General features: G+C 57.7%; 17 protein-coding genes, 1 tRNA gene and 1 pseudogene. 10 read left to right on the forward strand and 9 right to left on the reverse strand.

Annotated features, from left to right (window positions below; genetic code table 11):
- Window positions 1-20 precede the first annotated feature (20 nt).
- Window positions 21-377 carry a hypothetical protein gene (locus DEJ54_RS12370; protein ID WP_113154841.1) on the reverse strand — a complete coding sequence of 119 codons (357 nt, stop codon included), beginning with the start codon at window positions 375-377 and terminating at the stop codon, window positions 21-23.
- Window positions 378-543: 166 nt separating this feature from the next.
- Between DEJ54_RS12370 and DEJ54_RS12375 the strand changes: the two genes are divergently transcribed.
- From DEJ54_RS12375 to DEJ54_RS12390, 4 genes are all read left to right on the forward strand, one after another.
- Entirely contained in the window at window positions 544-738 is a 195-nt protein-coding gene (locus DEJ54_RS12375) for a HupE/UreJ family protein (protein ID WP_245447539.1), read from the forward strand.
- Between the two features lie 509 nt (window positions 739-1,247).
- Window positions 1,248-1,457 carry a cold-shock protein gene (locus tag DEJ54_RS12380; protein WP_113154842.1) on the forward strand — a complete coding sequence of 70 codons (210 nt, stop codon included), beginning with the start codon at window positions 1,248-1,250 and terminating at the stop codon, window positions 1,455-1,457.
- Window positions 1,458-1,574: 117 nt separating this feature from the next.
- Window positions 1,575-1,817 (forward strand): hypothetical protein, encoded by a 243-nt coding sequence (locus tag DEJ54_RS12385; RefSeq protein ID WP_113154843.1) that lies wholly within the window; start codon window positions 1,575-1,577, stop codon window positions 1,815-1,817.
- Window positions 1,814-2,839 carry a fatty acid desaturase gene (locus DEJ54_RS12390; RefSeq protein WP_113154844.1) on the forward strand — a complete coding sequence of 342 codons (1,026 nt, stop codon included), beginning with the start codon at window positions 1,814-1,816 and terminating at the stop codon, window positions 2,837-2,839. Before DEJ54_RS12385 ends, DEJ54_RS12390 begins: the two co-directional genes overlap by 4 nt.
- A gap of 44 nt (window positions 2,840-2,883) precedes the next feature.
- Here the strand turns inward: DEJ54_RS12390 and DEJ54_RS12395 are convergent.
- Window positions 2,884-3,060, reverse strand: a pseudogene (locus DEJ54_RS12395) (isocitrate lyase/phosphoenolpyruvate mutase family protein); the annotation flags it as partial.
- Window positions 3,061-3,402: 342 nt separating this feature from the next.
- On the opposite strand from DEJ54_RS12395, the gene DEJ54_RS12400 reads away from it, so the two are divergent.
- From DEJ54_RS12400 to DEJ54_RS12410, 3 genes are all read left to right on the forward strand, one after another.
- Window positions 3,403-3,666 carry a hypothetical protein gene (locus DEJ54_RS12400; RefSeq protein ID WP_113156250.1) on the forward strand — a complete coding sequence of 88 codons (264 nt, stop codon included), beginning with the start codon at window positions 3,403-3,405 and terminating at the stop codon, window positions 3,664-3,666.
- On the forward strand, window positions 3,663-3,896 hold the full coding sequence (locus DEJ54_RS12405) for a hypothetical protein (RefSeq protein WP_113154845.1): 234 nt from the start codon (window positions 3,663-3,665) through the stop codon (window positions 3,894-3,896). The genes DEJ54_RS12400 and DEJ54_RS12405 overlap by 4 nt, the downstream gene beginning before the upstream one ends.
- Window positions 3,897-3,966: 70 nt before the next feature.
- Window positions 3,967-4,227 (forward strand): DUF1488 domain-containing protein, encoded by a 261-nt coding sequence (locus tag DEJ54_RS12410; protein ID WP_113154846.1) that lies wholly within the window; start codon window positions 3,967-3,969, stop codon window positions 4,225-4,227.
- 19 nt (window positions 4,228-4,246) lie between these two features.
- On the opposite strand, the gene DEJ54_RS23210 is transcribed toward DEJ54_RS12410, so the two are convergent.
- From DEJ54_RS23210 to DEJ54_RS12435, 5 genes are all read right to left on the reverse strand, one after another.
- Window positions 4,247-4,588 (reverse strand): hypothetical protein, encoded by a 342-nt coding sequence (locus DEJ54_RS23210; RefSeq protein ID WP_162742281.1) that lies wholly within the window; start codon window positions 4,586-4,588, stop codon window positions 4,247-4,249.
- Window positions 4,589-4,652: 64 nt separating this feature from the next.
- A complete protein-coding gene (locus DEJ54_RS12415) occupies window positions 4,653-4,928 on the reverse strand; it encodes a DUF1344 domain-containing protein (protein WP_162742282.1) in 276 nt (91 codons plus the stop codon).
- A gap of 723 nt (window positions 4,929-5,651) precedes the next feature.
- Window positions 5,652-5,825 (reverse strand): serine hydrolase, encoded by a 174-nt coding sequence (locus DEJ54_RS23740; RefSeq protein WP_162742283.1) that lies wholly within the window; start codon window positions 5,823-5,825, stop codon window positions 5,652-5,654.
- Between the two features lie 23 nt (window positions 5,826-5,848).
- A complete protein-coding gene (locus DEJ54_RS12430) occupies window positions 5,849-6,478 on the reverse strand; it encodes a carbonic anhydrase (protein ID WP_245447542.1) in 630 nt (209 codons plus the stop codon).
- 287 nt (window positions 6,479-6,765) lie between these two features.
- The gene (locus DEJ54_RS12435; protein WP_113154851.1) at window positions 6,766-7,788 is read right to left on the reverse strand and encodes a helix-turn-helix domain-containing protein; all 1,023 of its coding nucleotides are present in this window, start codon (window positions 7,786-7,788) and stop codon (window positions 6,766-6,768) included.
- Window positions 7,789-8,299: 511 nt separating this feature from the next.
- On the opposite strand from DEJ54_RS12435, the gene DEJ54_RS23370 reads away from it, so the two are divergent.
- From DEJ54_RS23370 to DEJ54_RS12450, 3 genes are all read left to right on the forward strand, one after another.
- Window positions 8,300-8,761: a hypothetical protein gene (locus DEJ54_RS23370; protein ID WP_204360802.1), complete on the forward strand. Its 462-nt coding sequence runs from the start codon at window positions 8,300-8,302 to the stop codon at window positions 8,759-8,761.
- 83 nt (window positions 8,762-8,844) lie between these two features.
- Entirely contained in the window at window positions 8,845-9,414 is a 570-nt protein-coding gene (locus tag DEJ54_RS23375; protein ID WP_204360803.1) for a hypothetical protein, read from the forward strand.
- Between the two features lie 622 nt (window positions 9,415-10,036).
- Window positions 10,037-10,300, forward strand: coding sequence for a hypothetical protein (locus tag DEJ54_RS12450; RefSeq protein WP_162742284.1), 264 nt, complete (start codon window positions 10,037-10,039; stop codon window positions 10,298-10,300).
- A gap of 214 nt (window positions 10,301-10,514) precedes the next feature.
- Here DEJ54_RS12450 and DEJ54_RS12455 read toward each other — a convergent pair.
- Window positions 10,515-10,591, reverse strand: a tRNA-Arg gene (locus DEJ54_RS12455).
- Between the two features lie 303 nt (window positions 10,592-10,894).
- Window positions 10,895-11,572 carry a GntR family transcriptional regulator gene (locus DEJ54_RS12460; RefSeq protein WP_162742285.1) on the reverse strand — a complete coding sequence of 226 codons (678 nt, stop codon included), beginning with the start codon at window positions 11,570-11,572 and terminating at the stop codon, window positions 10,895-10,897.
- Window positions 11,573-11,648: the final 76 nt, after the last annotated feature.

Raw genomic sequence — 11,648 nt, forward strand, 5'->3', positions numbered from 1 at the left:
CAGAGCGGACACTGGCGCGGTCAGCTATAGCTTCTAACGACGGCGACGCAGTTGGCCTTGGTATTTGTAAAGTCGAACACATGGCAGAAGCGTCGAGTATGCCCGTTCGCGAACGTCACCTCTCCGCTCGCAGAACCGATCTTGCCGTGCGAAATCGCGTGCTGGACAGAGACAGAGCTTGGTGTCGGCCGATTTCTAAGATGCTTAAGAACCGCACTCTTTCCCGAGATTGGCTCTGTTGAGGTATTCTCCCAGATCACGTCTTCGCTGAACGCGCTCGGCTCAGCTTCACCGCATTCCAGAGCGACCGCCACATCCTGAGCGAACTTGTTCTTCGGGGAATTGCCACAGTCCTTGCTGCCTTGCACTTGGGTCAACGTCGCCTCCCTGCTTCGTTCACTCTCAGCATACGACCAACTTTCTGAGGGTCAAAGCGGGCTTCAACCGGACATGCGGCGGTGCAGCAGATTAGCGTCTGGTTGAAAGCCAACCTTCGCCGCTCACGGCCCTAACCGGTCATTCACTCGCTGATAAGCTGCTGCGATGCGGTCCTCCGAGAGCTATCCATGGATTGTGGTATTTGCGTTTGGACTGCTGCATGGTTTCGGTTTTGCCGGCGTGCTGAAAGAGATTGGTTTGCCGCAATCTGAAGCGCCGCTCAGCTTTCTGACATTCAATTTGGGTATCGAGGCCGGACAGATGAATTTTGTCGCGGTGGCGCTGATTTTTCTTGGGTAGTAGGTTTGCTGAGCACAATATTGAGTGCAGCAACGCCCGCACATGGCGTCTGTCCGGTGCCTACATGATTGGGACAGCCTCAATGTTCTGGCTAAACTCGCTAATCGCCGGATTGGCCGCGTGAATATAGCTATTGTCAGTGCAGCGCTACCCCTTCCTTGCCGCGAGTTTATTAGCGACCGCACTCAGCGGCCTGTATCCAATCGGCAATGCCAGCGTCAGACGATGCCACGTATGAAGCACTTAGGCCCATTGATCCGCTCGCCCCGATATCACAAACGGCTCCGTTGCTGCGGAGCCCAAGCTTGACTGGCTAGATGGTTGGCCGTGTGATGGTGCCTTGTCTTGCGGGTCGACGAGCCTTATATGCTGTGGATCGATCTTGTTTGTCGAACTTTGTTTCCGCGCCCCAGGCGCCCTGATGATCTTCCCTCTCAATGTCGAACTGCATTGTTCTCCGTGCTCCCGCGTGGAGGGCTTTTCCTATGGCCTATTGAGAGGAAAACCTCATGAATACTGGAACCGTAAAATTCTTCAACGCAGCCAAAGGCTTCGGCTTTATACAGCCTGACGATGGTGCTTCAGACGTTTTCGTCCATATCTCCGCAGTCGAACGTGCCGGCATGCGCACAATTGTGGAAGGCCAGAAGCTGAGCTTCGAGGTCGTTCAGGAAAGTCGTTCTGGCAAAAGCTCGGCTGACAACCTGCGCGCTGCATGAGCTTTCGTTTTTGAGACGTGACTACAGATGTACTGGCACGGATCGTAGGGACGGAAGGAGAGGTCGGGCTTCTGTCCGGCCTTTTTGCTTTGAACTGGTCGGAAGGAGACCGATGACATGACTGATGCAATCACAAGGGACAATCTGTTTCGACAGGTTCCAAAAAAGCCACAGAGCAAGGCGGAGCTGACAGACAGCACGTCGCGCGCGATCACTCAGGCGGAAACAGACAGCCGCCAAGCCAAGACCCAGAGGCTGCGGCAGGCCCGCTTGCAAATGGAAGCGCGGCAACCGCAGCCCGTGCCGACCAAGGGGCGCGCCAAAAAAGCCGGACGTACATCCAGGCTGGCAGCCTCGTGAAGGGGACGAATGCCGGCTGCACGGCCGTCAAGCCCGAGGGCGGTTCCTGGACTGCGGTTCTTGCACAGTACCGGAAACCGAACACGATCCGCAGCACGGTCGAGATAGCCGCGACAGCGGTTCCCTTTGTCGCACTGTGGACATTAACCGCAGTCGCTGTTGCAAATGGATATTGGTTGGGCCTGCTACTCACCGTCCCTGCAGCCGGCTTCCTGGTCCGTCTGTTCATCCTGCAGCATGATTGCGGCCACGGCGCACTGTTCGCACGGCGCGGGATCAACGATTGGACTGGACGCGTGATCGGCGTCTTCACGCTCACTCCCTACGACTATTGGCGCCGCACCCATGCGGTCCATCACGCTACGGCAGGTAACCTGGATAAGCGCGGGATCGGGGACGTCAGTACGCTTACGGTCAGTGAATTTCGCGCGCTGTCCAGATGGGGCCGTATTGGCTATCGGCTCTATCGCCATCCAGCGGTTATGTTCGGAATCGGTCCTGCTTGGCTCTTCGTCTGTCAGTATAGATTGCCAGTCGGCCTGATGTGGGCAGGTTATAAGCCATGGGTGTCGACGGTTGCCACCAATATCGGCGCGGCCGTTCCTGTGGTTGGCCTGATGTGGCTTCTGGGAATTGGTCCATTCCTCATGGTGCAAGTGCCTATCACGCTGATAGCGGCAACTGTGGGCGTCTGGCTTTTCTTCATCCAGCACCAGTTCGAGCAGACCCATTGGTCGGACAACAAGGACTGGAAGTTTCAGGATGCTGCGCTGTACGGTAGCTCGCACTACGACCTTCCATTCCCCCTGCGCTGGATCACGGGCAATATCGGCATCCACCACGTCCATCATATGGCCGCAAAGGTGCCCTTCTACCGTCTGCCCGAGGTGCTGCGAGATTATCCTGATTTGCGGCACATCGGCCGCATAACGCTTTTTCAGAGCTTCAGTTGCGTCAAGCTCGTATTGTGGGATGAACAAGCGAAGCGCCTCGTATCGTTTCGAGAAGCACTGCAAAATTAGCGGACACGGGTCTCCGAACAGTGATCTGGTGACATGAGGCACGCCATGACCACATCCACAGGCTTGTCGACTTCTCGGCACACCGTTCGGATGGCGTCTATGTTCGGCAAGCCAGGAGCATAAAGCACGTCTGCACCAGCATCTGAGAACGCTTGCAGCCGTGCGATCGTATCCTTGAGGTGCGGTCGGCCCCAAAGGTGGTTTTCCGCGCGGGCGGTGAGATTGCCCTGCTATCTTATTAAGTGGCGGGGCTTTTTGCGGTGGTCTAACTCACCAATTTGGAGCTTCACAACTTCGCTAGGTGGGGTATTGGAATGGTGCTATACTCTTCGGTAGTGGTCGTTGCCGTGCCGCGATGACAACTCAATGGAGGCGGACGATCACTCTTAGATGTTCGCTGGCGTCAATCGATTTTGAAATAGCCTTCCGAATATAATGACAGTCAGCACACTCAGGCATGGTCTGGTGACGAAAGGCGATCTGTCTCCGAATTGATGTCTGTTCGTTTTATCAAGTGAAAAACGGTTGAGCAGGAAGGCGCTTCTCTCGTGGAGTATGCAGCCATGCTTACACGCACCATCAGGTACACGGTTCGATTTCACGAAACCTTTCTTCTCCATGGGTTCGACCGGCCAATGCCGGCCGGCGAGTATCGGGTAGAAAGAGACGAAGAGGTCATAGAGGGCTTGTCCTGGATCGCCTGGCGAGGAGTGTCGACTTTCATTCATCTGCCGGCTGTCGGAACCGAAACGATGAAAACGCAGATGATGCAAATCGACCCTGCAGAACTCGAAGATGCGTTGGACAAAGATCGGAAACTCTCATGACGCGCAGGTCCGAAATAGTTTCCCAGCCGGACTACCTGGATGTCTGGGAAAACGAAGGCGGGATGGTCCTGCCTGAAGAGGCTGCTACCAGGTTTGTTCGCAGGATCGAGGCGGACGGATCCTGGACAATCTACAAGGTTCTCGGTCGTGCGGCCATAAGCAGAGAGTTTCTCACTGGCATGGATCGTCAGCAAAGCGCGATCTGGCTTGCAGCCCTCAACTCGCGCTGACTGCCTGGTCTGCCTCGATATATGTCCTGATCCGGCGTGATCCACGCACGACAATACGAAAGACGGGAAGATGGGACTGGATTTTCCGAATAAAGCCAGAAGCTATGACAGGAGCAGACGCTGTGTCCGCTTCCTGGGTTATGATGGCTTGTTCGAAGTCCCATTTTTCCTTCAGGCGGATGCTCTGGTTTCGACACGCGGTGGGGTGGTGGAAGCGGAGTTGCTTGATGCCTTTGATGCGGCGCGGGTAAGGGTCTATGACGTGGCGCAGAAAGTATACGCGCGTGGCCGCCAAACCGGTTACGTTCTCACCGCAAAAGACTTTCGTTAGCTGGGGGGCTTCTTGCGCATCAATGCCCGGCAGGTCTTGCCTTCCAGTTTTTCCATGCAGCAATGCTCATTGAGCGTGATCTGCGCCACATGGAAATTTGCGCTGATTTCACAATTATCCCAGCGGGCCTCTTCTGCATTTGGTTGTTGAGCAGCATGCGTGATGTTGCGTCAGCATGTGACAAGCCAGCCATGGGAATGCCAGCCCGCTGGACAGGGATTCCTGTGAAGACATGGTAGACAGTCCAGGAGCCATCGATCTCAATTCGTCGTCCATATTGCTGAGCCTTCATCGTTTCATCGCTGTCGCTTGCTGTCAGCGGGATCGGAGAGGTTTGGTCAGCTTTATCAATGGGTAGCATGAGAAGACATCCCTTCGTTCGAAAACCAAAAGCGACGGCTGTCGCCGCCGCCTTAGCTGCTGTCTCAAGATTCGCCGCTGTTGGATTGGGGGACCTTGACCAGTTTAGAAACAATGCTGTTGGCACCATCGCTGGCCCAGGTGACAACCACCTGGTCGCCTGCCGAGAAGCCATAGACCATGTCCCATGAAGGCAGCGAAAACAGTTTGCCGCTGTTCATGGTGATGGTTTGGGAACCACGATCGAAGTGATTGATGGTTCCGCCCGTCGTTTCTGCCATCGCGGTGGATGCCAGGATTGAGAAAAGTGAAGCTGATAGAAGTGTTGTGAGTGCGCGCATTGTCGTCACTCCAAAAAACAGATCAAATTGACCTTGGTGAATGGAAACCGTCGTAAAGATGTCGGGTCACGAGTTCCTTTGGAACTCGTCGGCAACTTCCAGTTTCCGGCTGCTTTATGCGCTCATTTGGTAATGTTCGCAAATCACTTACTATATCGTGGGCCGGCAGATATGCATGACTAGGCGGATATCGCCTTCATGTCCGCAGCCGGCTTGGTAACTCCGGCGACTTACCAAGTGATGCTGGTCAAAACGATATATGCGAACCATCCGCACGCTGAAATCATAGCGAGAATTGCCAGGAACCAGGTGGTCTCAGATATGATGAGGTTGATTGTTTTCATATGTCACGGTGCGCCTGTTTCGCGCAAAAGTCGAGCGCGAATGATTATTTTCTTGCTATCCGATAGGAAAGCGTCCATAAGCTCCCAATCAGACGCTGAACTGGCGCGGAACGTCCTGCAAGATATGTGGTGAGGCTCCCGGGAACGGCTCTGGATTTGACCTGAGAGACCGCGTGGTGACCATGAAGGTACCGGCACTCGTGTAGTCGCAGGAACGAAGGGAAGCGGGCTTTGGCCCGCTTTTTTGTTTTCTAGATTCTCTCGTCGGTTGTCCTTTGTCAGATTGTCACGGCAATCCGCTGGCGTGGGTGACGAGGTCGATCAGGCGGATCTCGCGCCTCTCACGCTCAGACAAAGCCTTGATGATCCCGACATGCGGTCAGACGGGATCGGTCAAAGCGGTACTGCCGGTGGCGACCTTAAGGGCAAGCGCGAGGCCGGTGAAGGTCTTGCTGATAGAGCCGACGCGGATCTGTGTGTCGCCGTCCGGTTCACGACCGCTGACTATACCGACCTCGCCGAAGCCGAAGAGCGCATACTCACCGTCCCGCACTGCGGCGATGCCATAAGAGCAACCTAGAGCATGGTCACCCTACCAGTGGCTATTTCATAGATTCCGGCCACGGCGTTGAGTGTGCCGGCGGTATAGGCTTCCGACAGGATCGGACCTTCTGTCTTTGCCAGTTCGGCGTTGCGCCTGGCGTTTTGGGCCGTCGAAGCTGCCAGCAGGTCATCGGGTGCGCTGTCCATCACCTCATAGACGGCCGGTCGGATCGCGTTGACCAGACTGGGCAGGTGGCCTGGGGGGAGTTCACGGTCGTTGATTGAAGCGATCGTAGCCTCAACTGCGCCACACGCTGTATGGCCAAGAACCACGATGGTCTTAATGCCCAGTACAGCCACGCCGTATTCGAGTGTTGCCAGACCCTCTTCGCTGATGAAATTGCCCGCCACGCGAATTACGAACAGCTCTCCTGGCCCCTGATCAAAAATCAGTTCTGGCGCCACGCGGGAATCCGAGCAAGTGACAATGGCTGCGAAAGGCTGCTGCCCTTGGGCGCGGGCCGCACGTGTGACGGAATGATCCGTATTGACCGCCGCATTAGCGACATATCGCGCATTGCCATCCATCAGGCGCTGCAACGCCGCCTCAGGTGAGACAGGCGCGGCCTCGACGCTCTCCTGAGCGGCGGCCGATACAGCCAAGGGCGACGCCAAGGTGAGAGCGAGCCCCCCGGCGATGAGGCCGCGCCGGCTAACTGTTCCCGTCGTGCAATCCTGGCACATGCGTATTCTCCCAAAAAGTGTTTTCTGTCTGCCGCTGTTTGCAGTCCGACGTTTACAGCGCGGCCGGCTCGGTAATTGCCGCTTCGAGCAAAGGGAACGGGCCCCTTCTAAGGGTCACGTTCTCGCCGTTGGGAGAAATTAAACGCGAAGAGTCGCCCCTGGCTATCCGATATCCGCAAACATTGAATATTGCCCGCCCAAAGGAGCTACGAGCGCCGCGCGAGTGTTACCTTGGGCGTTTCTTCGAAGACTTGCCTGTAGTCGCCAGCAAATCGGCTGAGGTGCAGAAAACCCATTTGCATGGCGGCGTGCGTCACCGTCGTAGTCGTCGGATTTCCCGCGAGCAATGTTGTGCGGACGTGGTTTAGGCGACAGAGACGCAGATAGGCTTGGGGGGACATGCCGACATATGAGTGGAATGCATAGAGAAGCGCCCGCTCGGAAACCGAGAGCGACACGCAGATGTCCACGATGGTGGGCATCTCATGCGATGCTAAACGCTCGTCAACATATTCCCGGGCCATGCGGCAAATCTTGACAGCGCGGGACCTCGCGGACAACGGGGGTAAAATGGTTTCGTCGCTTGCGCTGGCTGTCAAAACCCGCAGCACGGTCTCAAGGATAATTGCGCGCAGCACGTCAGGGGCCAGTAGGTGCCCTGCGCTCGCAGCCGTTTCCGCGGTGCAAAGCCAATGAGCCAAGGCTGCTTTTAGCTCCCCAAGTTGTGCACATTGGAGTTGAGAAACTTGTCTCGACGGCAAGTCCCACGCCGCAGGATTAAGCGCTCGCGCAGCCTCAAGGAACTCCCGTTCTGAGAAGCCTATATAGGCTGTCTGAGTGCCTGCGGGCACGTAGATGTCAAAATCGGTTCGCTCAGGCATAAAGAATATGCTTCCTGTACAGCTAGCCGCGTGGTCGGAAAAACGGAACGCCATACTCGGCGTAGAGTATGAAATTGTGCAAAAATCCGCAGGAGTGGAGCCTAGCTTCTGTACGGCTGCAAACTGGTGCTCCTGTACGATCCGCTGGTTTCCCAGGTCCAGAGTATGCATCTGCGACACCCGGCCACCGCGACTGAGTTGATAGCACTCCATAGCGACCCAAGGCTGCATGGTCGCCTGTGCGGCGGCGTCCTCGATTGTCTTCGCGCGCAACTCGTTGCCAAAGGCAGCGTGGTCTTGCGCCGCTGGGGAAGCGTCAATCGTGACTATCATGAAAGTTTGTTCCATATGAAGCGGTGACCGTCCTGTCAGCCTATTCTGCGGCAGCCGATATAGCGAGCATCAAGATGACCTCTTCCCGACGGGCGGAATGTCCGCTTCCAGACCGTGACGGCCCACAAGCGGACTAACGGCTCCCGGCCCCTCTTCGGTCATTCGTGTCGACCTGAATGACATCTGCCTAGCCCAAACCGGACGTTGGCCCAAGGGGCGCGATGCTGCGGTGTGGCCGGTCAGACCGGACGTTCGTCGTCGGCAAAAAACCCTTAGGGAGTTGAAGGTCTGCAACGCGCCTCGTGCCGACATTGGGCGTCATGCCGTGCGATGTAAGAAGGGCGACTTGGCGCTGAAGGCTGTCGCACTTCGTCGCTGTGAGCCGCTTATCCGACGGTGACACCGCGGCCCCAAGCCTCATTCCATTCGCTTGACTGTTTAAAATCTGGCGGGCGTAGAATTCTTGGAAGTGGAGAAATGAGCCCTATATGCACCTGGCTAAATAAGACACCAAGGAAGCTCTTGCATGGCCACCACCGGGAAACAGCTATTCACCACCCTTGAGGCCGACGGCACATTGACCGTCGCTCTTGAAAATGTGTCATTTGCTGACCCTGCCCAAAATCAGGTGCTGGTGCGGATGGAAGCTGCACCGATCAACCCCTCAGATCTCGCCATTCTCGTCGGTGGCGCCGACATGGAAAACGCAGACTACTCGCCGGGCAAGTTCGTGGCCCGAATGCCCGAAGCGGTGAATTCCGCGTCAAAGGCGCGCCATGGATTGAGACTGCCCGCTGGCAACGAGGGCGCAGGCACGGTCATCGCCGCCGGCGACAGTGAGGCCGCGCAGGCGCTGATGGGGGGCAGCGCGTCTCCTGCGTCCCGGGTAACGCCTACAGCCAATACTGCCTCGCCGACGCGGACATGTGCCTCCCGCTGGGCGACCATACCGCCGAAGAAGGGGCTAGCGCCTTCGTTAATCCGATGACCGCGCTCGGCTTCGTGGAGACTGCCAAGGCCGGAGGACAGAACGCCATCTTGCACACAGTCGGCGCTTCGAACCTGGGCCAGATGCTGACACGCATTTGTGCAGAGGACGGCATCGATCTGGTGAACATCGTGCGAAAGAGCGATCAGGTGGAGTTGCTGAAGGCGCTTGGCTCCGACCATGTGGTCAACTCCTCCGAAGACGATTTCATGGACCAGCTGACCGATGCCATTCGTACAACGCGTGCCTTCTGCGGTTTCGATCCCGTGGGGGGCGGCATGCTGGTCGACACCGCATTCCGGGCAATGGAGCGGGTCGCACAGGAGCAGATGGCCGAATATTCGCGCTATGGTTCCAACCAGCCCAAACGCATGTTCATCTACGGACGCCTCGACACCAGTCCTACTATCCTGACACCCAGCTACGGGTTCGGCTGGACTCTGTCGGGTTGGCTGCTGTTCCCGTTCCTTCAGTCGGTCGGGCGCGAGACCATGGGGCGGATGCGTCAGCGCGTGCGTGACAATCTGACCAGTACCTTTGCCAGCAGTTACAAGTGCCGGGTCACACTGGAGGACATGCTGACCAAGGATGCCGTGCTTGACTACCGTTCCATGCGGACGGGTGAAAAATACCTCGTCACGCCCTGGGCTTGATCCGACTACAGAAAAGCGCCGCCCGGTGAAAGGGCGGTGCCAGATGAAGACGCAAAAGGGCGAGAACCGTTTTAGCCGCAGCCTCCGACGACGCCGGGTTCTGCCCGGTCACCAGACGGCCATCTGCCGCAGCGTGAGGCTGTCAGTCGTCGGCGCTCTCGACGTCGGCTCCGAGCTCTCGCAGCGTCGTTTCCAACAGGAACGGCACCGCTTCCACCAGACCCGCGGCCTTTTCCTCGCTGCCCGTGAAGCCGTGACCTCATGGCCTTTCACGATAGGATCGCGGTACGCATCCATGACCTCCGAAAAGGCCGCTCGGCCGTGACAGACCGAAGCGACGATCTTGCCACTATCCCGGGCGTAGCCGGTGCCCTTGGCCGCAAGGTCGAACATCGCACCATGGCTGCCCGACTAGGGTTGCGATTGAGCCTATGTTGACGCCATAGGCGATGCCGAAGAGCGGAAAGACGACCAGCGGCAGGAGCTAGGTTGCCGGGATTGGAACCGCCGTCGCCATCGCGCAGCGTCGTGGCCGGGATCAGAAATACCGTTGCGAGAAGTGACCCACCCCTCAGGCAATGCATTGGAACAGGAGCGGGGCGCGACCGAAATGGCACCAGACATGGATCATAAGATCAGAGCTGGCGTTGGCACGCTCGAGCATTCAACCGCGGGCAAGGAACGACGATTATCTGAGCCGGAGGCGTGGAAAGCTCAGCGGGAGATCGAGAGCGCGCGGCACGATGAAAAGTGGAACGCGATGGAAGCTCGGATCGATACCCGTTTTTCCGGTCTGGAGATCTCGGTGGGAGACAGCAAGAAAACCCTGTCGCATATCAGCTGGCTGATCATGGGAGGATCATCACTCGTGTGGTGGCGTTCTTGATCAAAGGCGGTTTCGCACCCTGATCTTTCCGCATCCTCCCCAACTCGCCCCGCTGGCTTCGGCTGGCGGTGCTCTTTTTTGCGTTTGGGGATGGCGGATGGGTACGGCGCGACTACCCGGGTCAACGATTGAAGCAAATGTTACCGTTGGTGACAGTGGAGTGACACCGGTGGTTTCTGGCTAGTGAAGATTGCACTTAAGTGTCTGAATTTATTGGCGCACCCGACAGGATTCGAACCTGTGACCTCTGCCTTCGGAGGGCAGCGCTCTATCCAGCTGAGCTACGGGTGCTGGCCGTGGCGGAGGCGGCGAAGCGCCAGCGCGTCGCTTTCATAGCCGAAGCATTCGCATGCATCAACGATGAAATGAATGTTCCGACAATCCGATTGAAAAGTCGGGGCAGGGCGCGTGGATTTTCTCAATCCGCTTGGGACGGGCTGACCGACTGTCGTTTCCTCGATGCAGGAAGCAGTGTCAGCATTCCTGTTCGGGCGTTTGAGCGTTGACCAAGATATGGAAGCCGGTTTTCGGGCATTCCGGTGTCCGGTTGATCGTTCAACTTGCCCTTGGCGCGGCCAAACGGACGGTGGCGATCTAGCGCTCGGCCTGTTCCATCATCATGAAGTCAACCAGCCGGTCGGGGTCGCAGATGTGGCGGCGCATTTCGGCGGCTGCGCGGGCGCCGTCGCCGGCCTCGATTGCTTCGAGGATCACCGCATGCTCGTTATGCGACTGGCGCATGCGGTCGAGACGGCGCAGAAGCCAGCGGCGGTAGGGGGCGAGCTTGGTGCGAAGCCCCTCCAGCTGCTCCAGTAGATAGGGATTGCCCGCGCCGCGATAGATCGCCTGGTGGAACTGGAAGTTCAGCCGGTCGAAACCATCCCGGTCGCCGGTATCCACGATGGCCGCCGTTTCTTCGTGAATGGAGCGCAGCTGCTCGATCTGCTGCTGGTTCATGCGCCGCGCCGCGCATTCGACGGCGAAGGATTCCAGCCCGGACAAAACCTCGAACATCTGCGCCAGGTTCTGCGCCGTCAGCGAGCGCACGATGGCGCTGCGGCGCGGGCGAAGCTCGATCAGACGCTCCACGCCAAGCCTGCGCAGCGCTTCGCGGATCGGCGTGCGCGACACGCCAAAACGCTCCGCAAGCCGGCGCTCGTCCAGCTCGTCGCCCGGCCTGATAACGCCGTCGATGATTTCCTGTTCAAGTTGCCGCGCCAGCCCCTCGGCCAGCGGCTTGTCGTCGGAAACAGTCCTGTGCCTTGCCGTCACCTTGCACCCGCCACCTTGCACCCACATCCATACCCGGTTTCGAATCTCTTGGCCCTTCTTCCGGCTATTGACAAGC

The organism is Nitratireductor sp. OM-1, assembly GCF_003296175.1.
GTDB lineage: Bacteria > Pseudomonadota > Alphaproteobacteria > Rhizobiales > Rhizobiaceae > Nitratireductor > Nitratireductor aquimarinus.